The organism is Mesorhizobium sp. M1322 (genome assembly GCF_040318085.1).
Taxonomy (GTDB): Bacteria; Pseudomonadota; Alphaproteobacteria; order Rhizobiales; family Rhizobiaceae; genus Mesorhizobium.
In genome coordinates this window covers 1-17,711 of the sequence record NZ_JAMYLP010000038.1, presented here as the reverse complement: position 1 = coordinate 17,711, position 17,711 = coordinate 1, and the positions used below count along the sequence as shown (strand labels likewise).

Genomic DNA, 17,711 nt, shown 5'->3' with positions numbered 1-17,711 from the left:
AAGAACATGGCCGGTTTGCCGACCACGGCACGTGTGGTGATCATCGGAGGCGGTGTCGTCGGCGCCTCCTCGCTCTACCATCTCGCCAAGGCGGGCTGGACCGATTGCGTGCTCCTGGAAAAGAACGAGCTCACCTCCGGCTCGACGTGGCATGCAGCCGGCAACGTGCCCACCTTCTCCTCGTCATGGTCGCTGATGAACATGCAGCGCTATTCGACGGAGCTCTATCGCGGGCTGGCCGACGCGGTCGGCTATCCCATGAACTATCACGTCACCGGCTCGCTCAGGCTGGCCCATACGACCGAGCGCATGCAGGAGTTCCGCCGCGCCAAGGGCATGGGCCGCTACCAGGGCATGGACATCGACGTGGTCGGGCTCGACGAGATCAAGCGACGCTACCCGTTCATCGAAACGCATGAGCTGAAGGGCGCGCTCTACGATCCGAGCGACGGCGACATCGACCCGGCGCAGCTGACCCAGGCGCTGGCCAAGGGCGCCCGCGACATGGGTGCGAAGATCATTCGCTTCTGTCCGGTCACCGGCGTGCGCCGCGAGAGGGACGAGTGGGTGGTCGAGACCGCGCAGGGCGAGATCCGCTGCGAGATCGTCGTCAACGCCGCCGGCTACCGTGCGGCCGAAGTCGGCAGGATGTTCGGCCGCGACGTGCCGATGATGGTGATGAGCCATCAATATATTCTGTTCGAGGAAATCCCCGAACTGGCCGCATGGTCGAAAGAGCAAGGCAAGAAACTGCCGCTGCTGCGCGATGTCGACACCTCCTATTATCTGCGCCAGGAAAAGAACGGCATGAATCTCGGCCCCTATGAGCGCAATTGCCGTGCGCATTGGGTCGGCCACAACGACCCGATGCCTGATGATTTTTCGTTCCAGCTGTTTCCCGACGATCTCGACCGGCTGGAGGACTATCTGGCCGATGCCGTTGCCCGCGTGCCGATTCTCGGCACTGCCGGATTGTCCAAGGTCATCAACGGCCCGATCCCCTACGCGCCGGACGGCAACCCGCTGATCGGCCCGATGCCCGGCGTGCCGAACGCCTTCGAGGCCTGCGTCTTCACCTTCGGCATCGCCCAGGGCGGCGGCGCCGGCAAGGTGCTGGCCGAATGGATGACTGAGGGCCAGACCGAATGGGACATGTGGTCCTGCGATCCGCGTCGCTTCACCAGCTTTGCCTCGGCCCCGGATTACTGCGTCGCCAAGGGCATGCAAATCTACGGCAACGAATATGCCATCCAGTTTCCGCGCCATGCCTGGCCGGCTGGGCGCGATCGCAAACTGTCGCCGATCCATGATCGCATCAGGGCGCTCGGCGCTTGCTTCGATGCCTATAATGGCTGGGAGCGCGCCACCTGGTACGCGCAACCCGGCGACGATGTTTCGGAAGCCGCGACGCTGACCTTCCGCCGCGATGGGCCCTGGCAGCATCGCGTCCGCGAAGAATGCCTCGCCGTGCGCGATGCCGCCGGCATTCTGGACCTGCCTGGTTTTTCCCGCTTCAATCTCGACGGTCCGGGCGCTGCGGAATGGCTGAGCCAACAGGTTACCGGGCTGGTGCCGAAACCCGGCCGCATCGGCCTCGCCTATTTTGCCGACGATAAGGGCCGCATCGTCACCGAAATGTCGGTGGTGCGCCACGACGAGAACTTGATGACGCTGATCACCGCCGCAGTGGCGCAGTGGCACGATTTCGAATGGCTGAAATCGCGCATGCCGAAGGACGCTTCATTCAAGCTGGCAGACCGGACCGAGGAATATTCCACGCAGATCCTCGCCGGGCCCAATTCGCGAAAAATCCTCGCCGACGTCTGCGCCGCCGACCTTGCTCTGCCCTGGCTGACGCACCAGGAGACGAGAATCGCCGGCCGTTGGGCAAGGCTGGTGCGCGTGTCCTTCGCCGGCGAACTCGGCTGGGAAATTCACACCAAGGTCGACGACACCGCCGCCGTATTCGACGCCGTCTGGGCGGCCGGGCGGAAGCACGGCCTGAAGCCGTTCGGCATGTACGCCCTGGATTCGCTGCGGCTCGAAAAGGGCTATCGCGCCTGGAAAGGCGACCTGTCGACTGACTATTCGATCCTGCAGGGCGGGCTGGAGCGCTTTGTGAAATGGGACAAGCCCGACTTCCGCGGCAAGGCGGCACTGCAAAACGAGAAGCAGCAGGGCGTGAAGAAGCGCTTTGTCACGCTGGTCGTCGAAAATCCCGGCGACTGCGACGCGCCCTCCATGTCGACGCTGTGGCATGACGGCCGGATTGTCGGCGAGACGACGTCCGGCGGCTGGGGTCATCGCATCGACAAGTCGATCGCGCTCGGCATGCTGCGCGCCGATCTCACTGAGCCGGGAACCGCGGTCGAGGTCGAGATCTTCGGCGAGCGCTTCAAGGCGGTCGTGCAGAAGGACGAACCGCTGTGGGATCCAAAGAACGAGAGGCTCAGGGCATGAAGAAGACAGTCATCCTCACCGATGGCGGCATGGGCCAGGAACTGGTACGCCGCAGCAAGTCCGAGCCGACGCCGCTGTGGTCGGCCAGGGTGCTGATCGACGAACCGGACCTGGTGCGCGACCTGCATGCGGAGTTCATCCGGGCCGGCGCCCGCGTCATCACCATCAACACCTATTCCGCAACGCCCGAGCGTCTGGCGCGCGAGGGCGCGGAAGAGTTGTTCAAGCCGCTGCAGAAGCGCGGCATAGAACTGGCAAGGCAAGCTCGCGACCAGTCCGGCGACGCGGCGATCGCCGGCTGCCTGTCTCCCCTGTTCGGCAGCTACGCCCCGGCACTGACGATATCCTTCCAGGATACGCTCGACATCTACCGCCGCATCGTTGCCGAGCAGGCTGACGGCGTCGATCTGTTCCTGTGCGAGACCATAGCGTCGGCCGAGGAGGCGCGCGCGGCTGTCACCGCGGCGTCGGAAAGCGGCAAGCCGGTGTGGGTGTCGTGGACGCTCGCCGATCACGGCGTACCGCGCCTGCGTAGCGGCGAAGCCATTGCGGCTGCGTCGAGCGCTCTCGACGGCCTGCCGGTCGCAGCTAGACTGATCAATTGCTGCCGGCCCGAAGCGATTGCTGCAGCGCTGCCCGAACTGATCGGCCTCGGCGGCCCGGTCGGCGCCTATGCCAATGGCTTCACCTCGGTCGAGGCGCTCAAGCATGGCGGTACGGTGGAGGTGCTGCACGCCCGCCACGACCTCGATCCGGATGCCTATGCCGGCCAGGCAGTCGGCTGGGTCGAGGCTGGCGCCGACATCGTCGGCGGCTGCTGCGAAGTCGGACCGCCCCATATCGCCGCCCTGCGCGCCCGGCTCGAACAAGCCGGCTACGAGATTTCGGGAGTAGCATAATGCCCAGGCCCTCATCACGCATTTCCGGCATCGTGCCTTCCGGCAAGGACGGCTGGGAGGTCCATTTCGCCGCCTGGACACGCAAGCAGGCCGGCGAGGACATCATCATGCTGTCGGTCGGCGACCATGATTTCGATACGCCGGCGCAGACGATCGAAGCCTGCGTGACCGCGGTTCGCGCCAGCAACCACCACTACACCCCGCTTCCCGGCATTCCGCGCTTGCGCAAGGCAATGGCGGCGGCCTCGAGCGCGTGCACTGGCGTTGCGACCAACCCCGACCAGGTCATCGCCACGCCGGGCGGGCAGGCTGCACTTTACGCGGCGGTGCAGGCCGTTCTCGACCAGGGCGACCATGCCATCGTGGTCGCGCCCTATTACGCGACCTACCCCAACACGTTCAGTGCAGCGGGTGCCGATTTCACCGTGGTCGAGACACCCGCCGAGGATGGGTTTCAGCCGCGAGCCGCCGACATTCGCGCCGCCCTTCGGCCAAACACGCGCGCCATCCTCATCAACACGCCCAACAACCCGACGGGTGCCGTCTATTCGCGCCAGCGGCTGGATGATCTGGCGCAGATCTGCCGGGAACATGACCTCTGGCTGCTGTCGGATGAGGTCTATTGGACGCTGGGCGGCGGCGAGCACATTTCGCCGCGTTCGCTGCCCGGCATGGCGGAACGCACGCTGGTCATCAACTCCATGTCCAAGAGCCACGGCATGACCGGCTGGCGCATGGGCTGGCTGACCGGACCCGAAGAGATGATCTCGCTGCTGACCAGCCTCAATCTGGTGACGACTTACGGCCTGCCGGCCTTCATCAGTCTCGCTTGCGCCGAGGCGCTCGAAAACGGCTACGGCGTCAAGGAGATCGCCGAACGCTATGCTGCAAGGCGCACCGTAGTACTCGATGCCATGCGCGGCATGAACGACGTCACCGTGCGGGGTTCGGAGGGCGGCATGTATGTCATGCTCGACATATCAGCCATCGAGCCGGACGACGAGAAATTCGCCTGGGCGTTTCTCGACAAGGAAAAGGTCGGCGTGATGCCCGGCTCGAGCTTCGGGGAGGCGGCCGCCGGACATATTCGCGTCAGCCTCTGCCAGCCCGAGGCGATACTTTTGGAAGCAGCCCTTCGGCTTCGTCGCTTCGCTTCCACCTATCGCCGCGAGGCCGCATGAGCGCCCTGCCCCCGAAAACCATCCCTACGAAAGCAAGGGCCGTCATCATCGGCGGCGGCGTCTCCGGCTGCTCGGTCGCCTACCATCTGGCCAAGCTCGGCTGGACCGACATCGTGCTGCTCGAACGCAAGCAGCTGACATCGGGCACGACATGGCACGCCGCCGGCCTGATCGGCCAGTTGCGCGGCTCGCAGAACATGACCCGGCTGGCGAAATATTCGGCCGACCTCTACGTCAAGCTGGAAGCCGAGACCGATGTCGGCACCGGCATGCGCCAGGTCGGCTCGATCACCGTGGCGCTGACAGAGGAGCGCAAGCACGAGATTTATAGGCAGGCGTCTCTCGCCAGCGCGTTCGATGTCGATGTGCGTGAGATTTCGCCTGATGAAGTCAAGGACATGTACCCGCATCTCAACATTTCCGATGTCGTCGGCGCCGTGCATCTGCCGCTCGACGGCCAGTGCGACCCGGCCAACATCGCCATGGCGCTGGCCAAGGGCGCCCGCCAGCGCGGTGCGACGGTCGTCGAGAACGTGAAGGTCACCAAGGTCCATACCAGGGATGGCCGCGTCACCGGCGTTTCCTGGACGCAAGGGGACGAGCAAGGCATGATCGAGGCCGATGTCGTCGTCAATTGCGCCGGCATGTGGGCGCGCGAGCTCGGGCGTCAGAACGGCGTTACCATCCCGCTGCACGCCTGCGAGCATTTTTATCTCGTCACCGAGCCGATCCCCGGCCTGGCCCGCCTGCCGGTGTTGCGCGTGCCGGACGAATGCGCCTACTACAAGGAAGACGCCGGCAAGATGATGCTCGGCGCCTTCGAGCCGGTGGCCAAGCCTTGGGGCATGGACGGCATCCGTGAGGATTTCTGCTTCGACCAGTTGCCCGAGGATTTTGAGCATTTCGAGCCGATCCTCGAAATGGGCGTCAACCGCATGCCGATGCTGGCCAGCGCCGGCATCCACACCTTCTTCAACGGTCCCGAGAGCTTTACGCCTGATGACCGCTACTATCTCGGCGAGGCGCCGGAGCTCTCCGGCTACTGGATGGCGACCGGCTACAATTCGATCGGCATCGTCTCCTCCGGCGGCGCCGGCATGGCGCTTGCGCAATGGATCAACGACGGCGAAGCGCCCTTCGATCTCTGGGAAGTCGATATCCGCCGCGCCCAGCCGTTTCAGAAGAACCGGCGCTACCTCAAGGAGCGCGTCTCCGAGACGCTCGGCCTGCTCTACGCCGACCATTTCCCCTACCGCCAGATGGCGACTTCCCGGAACATTAGGCGCTCCCCTCTCCACGAGCATCTGAAGGCGCGCGGCGCCGTGTTTGGTGAGGTCGCCGGCTGGGAGCGCGCCAACTGGTTCGCGCGTGACGGCCAGGAGCGCGAATACCGCTATTCATGGAAGCGGCAGAACTGGTTCGACAACCAGCGCGAGGAACACCTGGCCGTCCGAAACGGCGTCGGGCTGTTCGACATGACTTCGTTCGGCAAGATCCGTGTCGAGGGCCGTGAGGCCTGTGCCTTCCTACAGAGGCTTTGCGCCAACGACATGGACGTGACGCCGGGCAAGATCGTCTACACCCAGATGCTCAACCAGCGCGGCGGCATCGAGAGCGATCTCACCGTCTCACGGCTGTCTGAAACGGCCTACTTCCTCGTCGTGCCCGGCGCGACGCTGCAGCGTGATCTCGCGTGGCTGCGCAAGCATCTTGCCGACGAGTTCGTCGTCATCACCGATGTGACCGCTGCCGAGGCCGTGCTCTGCCTGATGGGTCCGGATGCGAGGAAGCTGATTCAAAAGCTGAGTCCGAACGATTTTTCCAACGAAACCAATCCGTTCGGGACGTTTCAGGAGATTGAAATCGGCATGGGGCTGGCTCGCGCCCACCGTGTCACCTATGTCGGCGAGCTCGGCTGGGAGCTTTATGTCTCGACCGACCAGGCAGCACACGTCTTCGAGGCGATCGCGGAGGCCGGCGCCGATGTCGGCTTGAAACTTTGCGGTCTACATACGCTGGATTCCTGCCGCATCGAAAAGGCGTTCCGGCATTTCGGCCACGACATCACCGACGAGGACAATGTGCTGGAAGCCGGCCTTGGATTCGCAGTGAAGACTGCCAAGGGCGATTTCGTTGGCCGTGATGCCGTGCTGAGAAAAAAAGAAACCGGATTGAACCGGCGCCTGGTGCAGTTCCGCCTGAAAGATACGCAACCCTTGCTTTTCCACAATGAGGCGATCCTGCGCGACGGCAAGATCGTCGGCCCGATCACCTCGGGCAATTACGGCCACCATCTCGGCGGTGCTATCGGCCTCGGCTACGTGCCGTGCCAGGGAGAGAGCGAGGCGGATGTGCTGTCGTCGTCCTACGAGATCGAGATCGCCGGCGAGCGCTTCGCCGCGGAAGTGTCGCTGAAGCCGATGTATGATCCGAAATCGGAACGGGTGCGGATGTAGCTCAAAACCGCTCCAGCTTCGTTCGCACTTTCTCCAGAAACGCCGCCCTCGTCTTCGGTGTCGACGCATCCATCAGGTAATGCGCCAGAAAGAACGTCCTGCAGCGGGGAGCGCAGAGTGCCCGCATGCCGCGCAAGATTGTCTTGCGTCCCGGCTGGCCGACTACGACGCTCCACCAAGTCGGTGCGCCGCAGGTCGTGATCACCCCGATCTTCGTCACATGCCTCATCAGCGACTGGATCCGTCCCTTGCCGGCCGGCAGCCGGAAGGCGACGTCGGTCGCCCAGACCCGGTCGAGCCAGCCCTTCAGCATTGCCGGCAGGCCGTACCACCATGTCGGATAGATGAAGAGGATTGCCTGGGCCCATTTGAGATTTTCGATATGCGGCTTGAGCGCCGGGTCTTGCGGGGCGTGCTCATTGTAGGAGCGTCGCTCGCCGCAGCCCATGACCGGATCGAAATTTTCCGCATAGAGGTCGAGCAGCCGCACCTCCCAGCCCCTCGCCTTCAGCACCTCGATGGCACTATCCCGGATCGCGGCACAAAAGCTTCCCAGGACCGGATGGCAATAAACCACCAGGACCCGCATCAGAATGCATCCATACTGGCGGCGACTTTCGCCGTGAATCTCTTCCGCGTTTCATCGGTCGACAGGTTCATCGAATAATGTGCGAGATAGGACACGGAGGCACCTGGCTTGACTGCGGCGCGCAATACACGCTTGACCAGCTTGCGCGGCGGATCGCCCATCAGCATGGCGTGGAGCCGGCTGCCGCCATAGGTGGTGACCGCCGCCAACTTGCGAATGTTGTGCAGCGACGGCTGCACCTTGCCATTGACCAGCTTGAACGAGACGCCGGGCAGGAAGACGCGGTCGAAAAAGCCTTTCAGGATCGCCGGGTAGCCGTAGTTCCACACCGGAAACGACAGCACCAGCGCCTCTGCTTTTTGCAACCTCGTGACATAGGGCGCTGCCGGATCACCGGCGCCGCGCTCGTCGTGGTAACCGAGCCGCTCGGCGCGCGTCAGCCGCGGGTCGAAATCCTCGGCATAGAGATCGCAGTCGTCGACCGCGTGGCCGGCGGCCGTCAGCCGCTCGACGATCACCTTGTGCAAACCGGCATTGAAGCTGGTCTCGACCGGATGGGCGTAGAGAACGAGGATTTTCATCACCCCGCCTTCTGCAACCCCTTGAACAGGAACGACTTGCCTGAACGATAGTCGTAGTCCGGGTTTTCCCAGGCGATCATCTTGCCCGGATTGAGCAGCCCTTGCGGATCGGTCTCGCGCTTGAACGCGAGCTGCACCTCGTCCGTCTGCTTCATGCCGCCCTCTTCCAGCGTGTAGCGGTGCGGATTGAAGACCCAGCAGCCACTGTCCTCGTGAATGCGGATGATCTCGTCGAGCCGCTCGGCCGTCGTGAAGCGCACCAACGGCAGTCCGGCCACGCCGATCGCGCCGTCGAAGCGGATGAATTCGAGATGTGTCGGCACCTCGTCGCCGAAGCGATCCATCATCGCCTTGACGTAAGCCAGATGATCCGGCGAGGGATAGCGGGTCTGCAGATATGTAATCGTCGGGTCGACCCTGATGGCACGCAGCGTCGTGTGGTTCCAGGTCAGCTCATAGGCCGGCGGCAGGCCCTTGAGATCGGCCTCCTTGTCGGCGCGGAAGACGATCTCGCCCTTGCTGCGCGCCGTGAGGGCGACAAAGGCGTCCATTGCATGCGGCGCAATCATGCAGACGACGATGCTTTGCTCGCGCCTGAAGAACCGCTGGTGCCGCTTGAAATAATCGTAAGGGATGGGCGCGGCGATCGGCGTGATCAGCTTCGCCAGAATGCCGTCCTGAATGGCGAGATCGTTGCCGTAGCCGGCCGCATCCATGAAATCGTCGAAGCCGACGATGACGTCGATCCAGTCGTAAGATGCGGTCAGCGGCATCTCGACCTCGGTGATGATGCCGTTGGTGCCATAAGCATGCATCACCTTCAGCACCTCCTCGCCGGTAAGATCCATGATGCGAGGCTCCGCTTCCATCGTCACGGTCCTGAGCCGGATGACATTGCCGAGGTCGCGCAGCCCACCCCAGCGGATCGAGCCGACGCCGCCCGATCCGCCGGCGACGAAACCACCTATGCTCGCCGTATTATAAGTCGATGGCGACATCCGAAGCTCCTGCCCGGAATGGGCGCGCGTCGCCCTGTCGATGTCGGCGAGGACGGCACCGGGTCCGGCCACGACTCGGCCGGGCGCGATCGACTTCACCGCATTCATCTCGGCAAGGTTGAGCACGACGCCGCCGGACAGCGGCATCGCCTGGCCGTAATTGCCGGTGCCGCTGCCTCGCGGCGTCACCGGAATGCCATGCCGGTGGCAAGCGGCGAGCACGCGGATCACCTCGTCTTCCGTCTTCGGCGTGACGATCAGGTCGCCGGAGACATGGTCGAGCTGTTGTTTCAGCACCGGACTGTACCAGTAGAAGTCACGGCTCTTCTGCTGGACGATTGCCGGATGGTCGTCGATCTTCAGGCCGTCGAGATCGCGTTTCAGGGCAGCCAGGTCCATCATTCCACCATCAGATCGTCGAGTTCGGCATAATCGGGCAATTGGCGCTCGATGGCGCGGCCGTCGCGCACCACGATGCGATCCGATTCGGGCCGCGACAGCAATTCCGTCCAGCTCCGCCCCTTGAAGACGACGAAATCGGCGGCGCCGCCGGCGGCAAGCGTGCCGAAGCCATCGAGCCGCATCACCTTGGCCGGCGTTGCGGTCACCGCTTGCGGCCAGTCGCCGACCGGGTGATCGAAATGCAGGATGCGCGTCGCCATGCGGTAGACCTCCAGCATGTCGAGATCGCCATAGGCGTAGAACGGATCGCGGGTGTTGTCGGAAGCGACGGCGACCGAGATGCCGCGCGCCTTCATCTCGTGCAGCAGCGTCACGCCGCGCCAGCGCGGCGTGGTCTTGTCGCCACGCCGGTCCTGCAAATAAAGATTGCACATCGGCAGCGACACCACGGCAAGCCGCGCCTTCGCCACCTTGTCCAGTGTGTCGAGCACATCGAGATCGGGCTGGCGTGCCAGCGAGCAGCAGTGGCCGACGAGGATGTTTCCGTCAAAACCATTCCACAGGGCCGCCCCGGCAATCTTCTTCAGCGAGATCGCCGAGATATCGTCAGTCTCGTCGGCGTGGAAATCGAGGTCGAGGCCATGCTTGATCGCCTGCGCGAACACCTGGTCGAGAAGCTCTTCCAGGTCCGGCAGCATATAGGTGACGACGCCAAGCACGCCGTTGGCCGCGGCCACGCGCTTGGCCAGCCTTTCGAACCATTGCTTGTCGCGCACCCCTTCGATGCCGAGCAGGCAGGCCGCCTGCAGTTCGATGCGGCCACGCCATTTCTCCCGTACCGTCTCGAACACCGGCCAGGAGATCTCCTCCTGCGGCGCGACGCTGTCGAGATGGGTGCGCATAGCCCTGGTGCCGTGCGCGTAGGCGCAGCGCAGCGAAAAGTCCATGCGGCGAGCGACGTCCTCGGCGCTCCAGCGGGCGGCACGGTCGGCGCCGGTGGCGTTCAGCGCGCCCATGAAGGTGCCGTCGGGATTGGGTTTTCGAGGCCAGATATGGCCCTTGTCGACATGCGTGTGGCAGTCAACGAAGCACGGCATGACGATACGGCCGCCGAGCTCGACGGCGTCTGCTGGCGCCTTGGACTGGCGATGCGCGGTAATGCTGGAGATTTTGCTGTCGGCGACAGCGATGTCGGCGAGCGCAAATCCGTCGGCATCGATAGGTGCATTAAATCCGGGCGTCAGGGATGAGTGAAGCCGGACGCTTGAGAGAATGAATCGGCCGGATTCGGGGATCATTTCTGAGGTCATCGCTGCCCCTCATCCGCCTGCCGGCACCTTCTCCCTGTATAGTGACGGGGAGAAGGGGCTGGCTGAGACCGCAGCATACTTTCAGCAACGCTGGAGATTGGCGAAATCGTGGATGATGGCGTCCTTCTCCCCGTCTCTATACGGGGAGAAGTGCCCGGCAGGGCGATGAGGGGCAGCGCTGACGCCGGGACGGACGACCGGCAGTTTTTGCCTTGAACACACAGTACCATCATGGCTCCTGCTTCAGCGCGCTCTCGTGCCAGCGGCGCAGAATGAGGTGCGAGATCAGCGACAGCACCAGGAAGATCAGAATGCCGGTGAACGAAATCAGGATCAGCGCCGCGAACAGTCGCGGTGCGTTGAGCCGGTAGCCGGCCTCGATAATGCGCGAGGCCAGCCCCGATGACTGTCCCTGAGCCCCGGCGACGAACTCGGCCACCACCGCGCCAATCAGCGACAGGCCGCCTGCGATCTTCAGCCCGCCTAGAAAATACGGCATCGCCGCCGGCAGCCGCAGGTAGCGCAATTGCTGCCAGCGGGTCGCGCCGTTAAGCCTGAACATGTCGCGCAGATTGCGGTCGACCGAATTGAGGCCGAGCGTGGTGTTGGACAGGATCGGGAAGAAGGCGACGATCCAGGCACAAAGCAAAAGCTTCGTCGTCTGGTTGTCGACATAGATGTTGATCAGCGGGAAGATCGCGACGATCGGCGTCACCTGCAGCACGATGGCAAACGGGAAGAACGACATCTCTACCCACTTCGATTGCGCGAACAGCACCGCCAGCCCGACACCGCCGACGACGGCCAGAAGCAGGCTGAGGAAGGTGATCTTGAGCGTCACCAGCAGCGAGGAGAACAGCAGCCCGGCATCGTCGAACAGCGTTTGCAGCACCACACCGGGGCGCGGCAGGATATATTTCGGGATGTCGTTCCAGACGCAGATGCGGTCCCACAGCCAGATGGCCAGGATCATGATCGACAGCGGCAGCAGCCACCGGCCGATTCGCTCGAGCCGTTCCTGGCGCACGCGACGCGCCTCCTCGGGGTCGAGCGTTAGCGCGTGTTCTTCAATGGCCGTCATGATGCGGTCCGGCAGTTGAGTTGATGACGCCGATCAGCACGTCGGATGCCTGGCGGCAGAGCGCGGCATAGTCGGGCGAGGTACGGAAGGTCTCGTTGCGCGGATAGGGTGCATCGATGGCGAGTTCTTTGAACACCCGGCCCGGTCGCGCCGCCATGACGACGACGCGGTTGGAGAGGAAAACGCTTTCGAAGACGCTGTGGGTGACGAAGACGACGGTAAAACGCTCGTCCTGCCACAGTTCCAGAAGATCGTTGTTGAGCTTGAAGCGGGTGATCTCGTCCAGTGCCGCGAACGGCTCGTCCATCAGCAGAATACGCGGCTTGGTCACCATGGCGCGGGCGATCGAGACGCGCATCTTCATGCCGCCGGACAGCTCGCGCGGCACGGCATTCTCGAACCCGGTCAGGTGGACCCGCGCCAGCATCTCCATCACGGCAGGCGCAGCCTTGGCCCGCGACACGCCTTTCAGCCGCAGCGGCAGCCAGACATTGTCGAAGACATCGGCCCAGGGCAGCAGCGTCGGCTCCTGGAAGACGAAGCCGATATTGGAGCGGTCGACAGAGCTGCTGCCGCGCCAGTCGAGCACGCCGGATGTCGGCGTCGCCAGACCCGCAATGAGGCGCAAGGCCGTCGACTTGCCGCAGCCGGACGGGCCGAGAAGGCTGAGGAAGTCGCCTTCCCGGATCGTCAGGTCGACATTGCTGAGCGCAGTCACGCCGTTGGAAAAGACCTTACCGACGCCACGCAGCGCCAGCAGCATCGGACCTTTGCCCGATGCGCTTGCCGGCGCTTGCGCCACTTTTTCCTGCATCATGCCCGGGTGCTATTTCTTCAGGTCGATGCCGACGCCCTTGTTGACGAAGGCCAGCGTGTAGGACTTCTTGATGTCGACGCCGGCCGGCACGACCTTGGCCTTGACCATCTTGTCGTAGAAGCTCTGGATGCGCGCGTCAGTCATCGCACCGATGCCGAGTTTTTCCGTGTCGCCGGAATCGACGATGCCGAATTTCTTCATCTGCTCGATCGAAAACGCGATCTGCTCGTCGCTGATGTCGGGGTTATCCTTCTTGATCGCAGCGTTGGCGGCAGCGTTGTCGCCATAGAGATAATTGTACCAGCCCTTGGCCGAGCCATCGACGAAGCACTGAACCACCTCCGGCCGCTTGTCGATCGTGGCCTGCATGGTCTCGATCGTCGTCGCATAGGTGTCGAAGCCGTAGTCGGCGAGCAGGAACAAATTGGGCTGGAAGCCGCCTTCCTTGGCGACGGCATAAGGCTCCGAAGTCACGTAGCCTTGCTGGATCGATTTCGGATTGGCGATGAAAGGTGCGGGGTTGAAGGTGTAAGGCACGCGCTTGGCCGGATCGAACCCGAATTCCGTGATCATCCATTGGAAGAAGCTCTGCGCCCCTTCGTCGCCGATGATGTACTGGTCCGCGTTCTTCAAATCCTCCCATTTGTCGAGGCCCTGACCCGGATGGCTCATGATCACCTGCGGCTCTTTCTGGAAGGAGGCGGCGACCACGCGCAGCGGAATGTCCTGCTGAACGGCGTCGAAGGCCTGCAGCATGTTGCCGCCCATGTAGAAGTCGATCTTGCCGGCGAGCAACAGCGGCCGACCGCTGACCTGCGGGCCACCTTGCATGATCGTCACGTCGAGCCCGCAAGCCGCATAGGTGCCATCAGCGGCCGCCTGATAATAGCCACCGTGCTCGGCCTGGGCGAGCCAGTTGGTGCCGAAGGTGACTTTTTCATTTGCTGCCGCGCTTAGCGTGCTTGCGGCAAGCAGCACGATCGCGCCCACTGAAATCTTAAGTTTTCCGTCCATCCACACCACCCTCTGTTGGCTCCGGCGCGCCACGCACCGGGCTCGACACCATCGATTCAAGAAGCAAGACACATGCCATCGCCCGGACCGCCCGCCTGCGCAACGGTGGCGCGCGAAGGCCGGACGGTCATGCTGTACCGGAGGCATCGTGCCTATTTTTTGAACGCCTGTCCACAATCGCCCTGATAACATGCACTGCATCTTGAAGGGGCCGCCAATCCGGCCTTACGCTGGCGGCAAACTGGAGATTTTCATGTTCAAATTCCTGACGCCGAAGTCGATCAAGCCGCCCTTCGCCCGCTATAGCCATGGCGTCGAGGTGCCTCTCGGCAAGAGGCTGGTGCTGTGTTCGGGCCAGGTCGCCATCACTGCGGACGATCAGATCCCGGAGGATGCCGGCGCGCAGGCCGAGCTCTGTTTTCAGAACATCGCCGCGATTCTTGGCGAGGCCGGGCTTGGACTTTCCGACATCGTCCGCATCAACGCCTATGTCACCGACCGCGCCTTCCTGCGGCCCTATATGGACGTCCGCGACCGCCTGTTCACCAGCCCGGCGCCGGCTTCGACGCTGATGATCGTGTCCGGTTTCGCGCGGCCGGAATTCAAGGTCGAGATCGAGGTCATCGCGGCAGGATGAGAAACCGGCTGGAATCGACAGGCCGTAGATCTCCAGTTAAACGACAAGGGCTGGTGCTGCCCCTCATCCGCCTGCCGGCACCTTCTCCCCGTATAGTGACGGGGAGAAGGGAAGCGCTCCAACGCTGGCGCCCCCCCTCTCCCCGTCTCTATACGGGGAGAGGGTAAGGGTGAGGGGCAGCGCCGACCCCGCCAGTCTCTCTTCGAGGTTCAAAATGGCCGGAACAAACAAACGCGTATGGTGGGGCGACTACCGGACCACCGAATACGCCACCATCGATCCGGAGGCGACGATCGCCGTTCTGCCGGTGGCGGCGATCGAACAGCACGGGCCGCATCTGCCGGTTTCGACCGACACCTCGATCATGACCGGCATGCTCGAAACAGTAATCGCGCGCCTGCCCGGCGATCTCGACATCCGTATCCTGCCGGTCCAGGCGGTGGGCAAGTCGAATGAGCACCTGCATGCGCCGGGAACCCTCACTCTGCCGGCGGCGACCTTGATCGAGGCGTGGACCGAGCTTGGCCTATCTATCGCGCGGGCCGGGTTAAGGAAACTGATCGTCGTCAACTCGCATGGCGGCAACGAGGAGATCATGGGCATCGTGACGCGAGAATTGCGCGTGCGTGCAAAGATGCTGGCGGTGAAGACGAGTTGGCAACGCTTTGGCCGGCCGGCCGGCATGTATACCGAGCTTGAGGATCGCCAAGGCATTCATGGCGGCGATGTCGAGACCTCGCTGATGCTGCATTTCCGGCCGGATCTCGTCGACATGGCAAAGGCCGACAATTTCGTGTCCAACGTCGCCCGCGCCGAAAAGGAGTTTTCGCTGCTGCGCCACACCGGAACGCACGCCTTCGCCTGGATCGCCACCGATCTCAACCCCAACGGCGTCGTCGGCGACGCCAGCATTGCAACGGCCGAAAAGGGCCGGCTGACCGCCAACCATCAGGCCGACGGCTTCATCAGCCTGTTGAAGGACGTGCGCAAGGCAAAGCTGGCCGACTGGCTGGCCTAGGAGGCTCTCCGCCAGCGCCGCGCCGCCCCTCACCTGCCTGCCGGCAGCGCCGACGTCAGCCGTCGATCTTTAACGCAAAAGGCGTGCCTTCGAAGGCCTCCGCGCCGCGCCCGATCGCCTGGATCGCACCGGTCATGCGGCCGTTGCGGTCAAGCAGCGCGTCGGCGACCGCGATCAGCCGCGGATTGGGTGTCGCCGTCGGCGAAAGCGCACGCAGCGTCTCAGCCAATTCGAGCTCGCAGCGCTTCGGCGCCAATGCCGCCGCGATGATGTAGGCCGAGGCCGTCGACCGGCTGATACCGGCATAGCAATGCACGACCAGCGGTCTTGCACGATCCCATCGGCGCGCGAAATCGAGCAGGTTGCGAACATGCTCCTCGCCCGGCATGGTCATGCCCTCTTGTGCCACGGCAATGTCGTGCATGACCAGATGCAGATGGTTCTCCTGGGCGATCGATGCCGGCCGTGTCACCTCGGTGCCGGCGGCCAGCAGCGAAAGCAGCCGCTCGGCGCCGGTTCTCGTGACCGTTTCCTCGACCTTCGATAGCGAACAGACATGGATCATTGCTTGATCTCCTAATGCATGTCGCGCAAAACCGCGCAGCGGTTTTGCGATAACGACATGCATAAAAACAAGACTTAAAGCGCGTCGCATGAATCCGTTCAATTACGACGCGCTTGAGGGGTCATCGTCGCGCTGTTGCGCCCAGTCGGCAAGAGCCGATTCGAGCCGCTGCCATTCCTCGTCCCCGCCCGGCAGCCCGGCGCGCAGCACATGCGGCCGGCCGGAAAAATGGCGAAGCAGGATGCCGCGCTCGCCAAGCACCGAAAACAGACCGTCGGCGCCTGCCAGCCTGATATAGCGAAACAGGGTGGTGCCGCCGGCGACCGGGACACCGAAGCGGCCGAACAGCGCATCGAGCCGTGCTGCATCCTCTGCCAGACGGCGTCGCATCTCGGCCTGCCAGCCGCTGTCGGCAAGCGCGCGGATACCGTATTCGAGCGCCGGGCCGGCAACCGCCCATGGCCCGAACTGCGCCTCGAGCCGTTCGACCGTCAGCGCGTCGGCCAGTGCAAAGCCGAGCCGCAGTCCGGCGAGGCCAAAGAACTTGCCGAAGGAACGCAGCACGACGATGCCGCCTTGCTCGACATCGCCGGTCAGGCTTTCGCCAAGCGGGCCGACATCCATGAACGCCTCGTCGACGACCAGCAACCCGCCTCTGGCGCGCAATTTTTTGGCAAGCTCAAGCAGCCTCTCGCGCTCGACAATATGCCCGTCCGGATTGTTGGGGTTGACGATGATGGCGAGGTCGGCTCCTGCCAAGGCATCGAAATCGTCGACCTCCATCACAGCATGGCCAGCGATTGCCGCTGCCCGTTGATGTTCGGCATAGGTCGGCCCGAGCACCAGCGCCTTGCCGGGGCTCGCCAGCGAGGCGACACGCGGCAACAGGATCTGCGTGCCCGGCGCTGCCGTCACATTCGCCGCCGACGGCGCGCCATAGGCGTTTGCCGCGACGTCGGCCAGATCACGGACCCGCGCAGCTTCCGGCAATCTGGACAGGGCGGTGGCGGGCAGATCGAAAAACGGATAGGAGTGCGGATTGATACCGGTCGAGAGGTCGACAAAGGGCTGTGGCGCATGCCGAAAAAGCGCCCTCGCCCGGCCAAGGCTTCCGCCGTGATCCACCACTGCCGCCGCTCCATCAAGAGACTTCATGTCGATCCTGATCGCTTTCCTGTCACTGGTTATTGAATTCACCGTAGGCTATCCAGCCTGGCTGTTCGGCGCCATCGGCCATCCCGTCACCTGGTTTGGCAGGCTGATATCCTTTCTCGATACCAGGCTCAACCGCGATACTGATTCCGACGCCGTCCGTCGCCGGCGCGGCGTTGATGCGCTGCTGATCATCGTGCTGGTGCCGGCGGCCATCGCCTTCGCGGTGGAAACCATACTTTCGGGCATTCCCGCCGGATTGGTCCTCACGGCAATTCTGGCGACGTCGCTGCTGTCGCAAAAGAGCCTGGCCGAGCATGTCGAGGCGGTGGCCGACGGGCTCGACAATGGTGGACTCGACATCGGCCGTGTTGCCGTCTCGCGGATCGTCGGCCGCGACCCCGAAAAGCTCGACAGAGCCGGCGTCTGCCGCGCGGCGATCGAAAGCCTTGCCGAGAACTTTTCCGACGGCGTCGTCGCGCCCGTCTTCTGGATCGGCGTCGGCGGGCTGGCCGGCGGCGTCGCCTACAAGGCCGCCAACACCGCCGATT

At 63.6% G+C, this 17,711-nt stretch carries 16 protein-coding genes; 7 read left to right on the top strand and 9 right to left on the bottom strand.

Features of this window, described 5'->3' with window-relative positions:
- The first annotated feature begins 6 nt into the window (after positions 1–6).
- Genes NKH12_RS15990 through NKH12_RS15975 form a run of 4 tightly spaced genes read left to right on the top strand, consistent with a single transcriptional unit; the run spans position 7 to position 6,996 of the window.
- Positions 7–2,460, top strand: a complete 2,454-nt coding sequence (locus NKH12_RS15990; RefSeq protein WP_352954020.1) for a GcvT family protein — start codon at positions 7–9, stop codon at positions 2,458–2,460.
- A complete protein-coding gene (locus tag NKH12_RS15985) occupies positions 2,457–3,359 on the top strand; it encodes a homocysteine S-methyltransferase family protein (protein ID WP_352954019.1) in 903 nt (300 codons plus the stop codon). The genes NKH12_RS15990 and NKH12_RS15985 overlap by 4 nt, the downstream gene beginning before the upstream one ends.
- Complete coding sequence (locus NKH12_RS15980) at positions 3,359–4,540, top strand: pyridoxal phosphate-dependent aminotransferase (protein WP_352954018.1); 1,182 nt, start codon at positions 3,359–3,361, stop codon at positions 4,538–4,540. The genes NKH12_RS15985 and NKH12_RS15980 overlap by 1 nt, the downstream gene beginning before the upstream one ends.
- Positions 4,537–6,996 carry a GcvT family protein gene (locus tag NKH12_RS15975; protein WP_352954017.1) on the top strand — a complete coding sequence of 820 codons (2,460 nt, stop codon included), beginning with the start codon at positions 4,537–4,539 and terminating at the stop codon, positions 6,994–6,996. The genes NKH12_RS15980 and NKH12_RS15975 overlap by 4 nt, the downstream gene beginning before the upstream one ends.
- A 1-nt stretch (position 6,997) precedes the next feature.
- Here NKH12_RS15975 and NKH12_RS15970 read toward each other — a convergent pair whose 3' ends face one another.
- The 7 genes from NKH12_RS15970 to NKH12_RS15940 form a co-directional block, all read right to left on the bottom strand.
- Positions 6,998–7,585: an NAD(P)H-dependent oxidoreductase gene (locus tag NKH12_RS15970; protein ID WP_352954016.1), complete on the bottom strand. Its 588-nt coding sequence runs from the start codon at positions 7,583–7,585 to the stop codon at positions 6,998–7,000.
- Positions 7,585–8,166, bottom strand: coding sequence for an NAD(P)H-dependent oxidoreductase (locus NKH12_RS15965; RefSeq protein ID WP_352954015.1), 582 nt, complete (start codon positions 8,164–8,166; stop codon positions 7,585–7,587). Before NKH12_RS15965 ends, NKH12_RS15970 begins: the two co-directional genes overlap by 1 nt.
- On the bottom strand, positions 8,166–9,563 hold the full coding sequence (locus tag NKH12_RS15960; protein ID WP_352954043.1) for an FAD-binding oxidoreductase: 1,398 nt from the start codon (positions 9,561–9,563) through the stop codon (positions 8,166–8,168). The genes NKH12_RS15965 and NKH12_RS15960 overlap by 1 nt, the downstream gene beginning before the upstream one ends.
- Positions 9,563–10,864 (bottom strand): cytosine deaminase, encoded by a 1,302-nt coding sequence (locus NKH12_RS15955; protein WP_352954042.1) that lies wholly within the window; start codon positions 10,862–10,864, stop codon positions 9,563–9,565. Before NKH12_RS15955 ends, NKH12_RS15960 begins: the two co-directional genes overlap by 1 nt.
- 241 nt (positions 10,865–11,105) lie before the next feature.
- Positions 11,106–11,957: an ABC transporter permease gene (locus NKH12_RS15950; RefSeq protein ID WP_352954014.1), complete on the bottom strand. Its 852-nt coding sequence runs from the start codon at positions 11,955–11,957 to the stop codon at positions 11,106–11,108.
- Positions 11,944–12,774: an ABC transporter ATP-binding protein gene (locus NKH12_RS15945; protein ID WP_352954013.1), complete on the bottom strand. Its 831-nt coding sequence runs from the start codon at positions 12,772–12,774 to the stop codon at positions 11,944–11,946. The genes NKH12_RS15950 and NKH12_RS15945 overlap by 14 nt, the downstream gene beginning before the upstream one ends.
- A 9-nt stretch (positions 12,775–12,783) precedes the next feature.
- On the bottom strand, positions 12,784–13,788 hold the full coding sequence (locus NKH12_RS15940) for an ABC transporter substrate-binding protein (RefSeq protein WP_352954012.1): 1,005 nt from the start codon (positions 13,786–13,788) through the stop codon (positions 12,784–12,786).
- 253 nt (positions 13,789–14,041) lie between these two features.
- Here NKH12_RS15940 and NKH12_RS15935 point away from each other — a divergent pair, with 253 nt between their 5' ends.
- Entirely contained in the window at positions 14,042–14,425 is a 384-nt protein-coding gene (locus NKH12_RS15935; RefSeq protein WP_352954011.1) for a RidA family protein, read from the top strand.
- 214 nt (positions 14,426–14,639) lie between these two features.
- Positions 14,640–15,443: a creatininase family protein gene (locus NKH12_RS15930; RefSeq protein WP_352954010.1), complete on the top strand. Its 804-nt coding sequence runs from the start codon at positions 14,640–14,642 to the stop codon at positions 15,441–15,443.
- A gap of 55 nt (positions 15,444–15,498) precedes the next feature.
- On the opposite strand, the gene NKH12_RS15925 is transcribed toward NKH12_RS15930, so the two are convergent.
- Both NKH12_RS15925 and cobD read right to left on the bottom strand, forming a co-directional pair.
- A complete protein-coding gene (locus NKH12_RS15925) occupies positions 15,499–16,008 on the bottom strand; it encodes a tyrosine phosphatase family protein (RefSeq protein WP_352954009.1) in 510 nt (169 codons plus the stop codon).
- A 102-nt stretch (positions 16,009–16,110) separates the two neighbouring features.
- Positions 16,111–17,163 carry a threonine-phosphate decarboxylase CobD gene (cobD, locus tag NKH12_RS15920; RefSeq protein ID WP_352954008.1) on the bottom strand — a complete coding sequence of 351 codons (1,053 nt, stop codon included), beginning with the start codon at positions 17,161–17,163 and terminating at the stop codon, positions 16,111–16,113.
- On the opposite strand from cobD, the gene NKH12_RS15915 reads away from it, so the two are divergent.
- Positions 17,162–17,711 (top strand): cobalamin biosynthesis protein CobD/CbiB (locus NKH12_RS15915; RefSeq protein ID WP_352954007.1); only part of this gene is annotated, 550 nt, incomplete at its 3' end. The two genes, cobD and NKH12_RS15915, sit on opposite strands and share 2 nt — an antisense overlap.

Bases quoted from the DNA above. Each gene is read 5' to 3' on its own strand.
- NKH12_RS15990 (WP_352954020.1), top strand. From the start codon at position 7: ATGGCCGGTTTGCCGACCACGGCACGTGTGGTGATCATCGGAGGCGGT.
- NKH12_RS15985 (WP_352954019.1), top strand. From the start codon at position 2,457: ATGAAGAAGACAGTCATCCTCACCGATGGCGGCATGGGCCAGGAACTG.
- NKH12_RS15980 (WP_352954018.1), top strand. From the start codon at position 3,359: ATGCCCAGGCCCTCATCACGCATTTCCGGCATCGTGCCTTCCGGCAAG.
- NKH12_RS15975 (WP_352954017.1), top strand. From the start codon at position 4,537: ATGAGCGCCCTGCCCCCGAAAACCATCCCTACGAAAGCAAGGGCCGTC.
- NKH12_RS15970 (WP_352954016.1), bottom strand. From the start codon at position 7,585: ATGCGGGTCCTGGTGGTTTATTGCCATCCGGTCCTGGGAAGCTTTTGT.
- NKH12_RS15965 (WP_352954015.1), bottom strand. From the start codon at position 8,166: ATGAAAATCCTCGTTCTCTACGCCCATCCGGTCGAGACCAGCTTCAAT.
- NKH12_RS15960 (WP_352954043.1), bottom strand. From the start codon at position 9,563: ATGGACCTGGCTGCCCTGAAACGCGATCTCGACGGCCTGAAGATCGAC.
- NKH12_RS15955 (WP_352954042.1), bottom strand. From the start codon at position 10,864: ATGATCCCCGAATCCGGCCGATTCATTCTCTCAAGCGTCCGGCTTCAC.
- NKH12_RS15950 (WP_352954014.1), bottom strand. From the start codon at position 11,957: ATGACGGCCATTGAAGAACACGCGCTAACGCTCGACCCCGAGGAGGCG.
- NKH12_RS15945 (WP_352954013.1), bottom strand. From the start codon at position 12,774: ATGATGCAGGAAAAAGTGGCGCAAGCGCCGGCAAGCGCATCGGGCAAA.
- NKH12_RS15940 (WP_352954012.1), bottom strand. From the start codon at position 13,788: ATGGACGGAAAACTTAAGATTTCAGTGGGCGCGATCGTGCTGCTTGCC.
- NKH12_RS15935 (WP_352954011.1), top strand. From the start codon at position 14,042: ATGTTCAAATTCCTGACGCCGAAGTCGATCAAGCCGCCCTTCGCCCGC.
- NKH12_RS15930 (WP_352954010.1), top strand. From the start codon at position 14,640: ATGGCCGGAACAAACAAACGCGTATGGTGGGGCGACTACCGGACCACC.
- NKH12_RS15925 (WP_352954009.1), bottom strand. From the start codon at position 16,008: ATGATCCATGTCTGTTCGCTATCGAAGGTCGAGGAAACGGTCACGAGA.
- cobD (WP_352954008.1), bottom strand. From the start codon at position 17,163: ATGAAGTCTCTTGATGGAGCGGCGGCAGTGGTGGATCACGGCGGAAGC.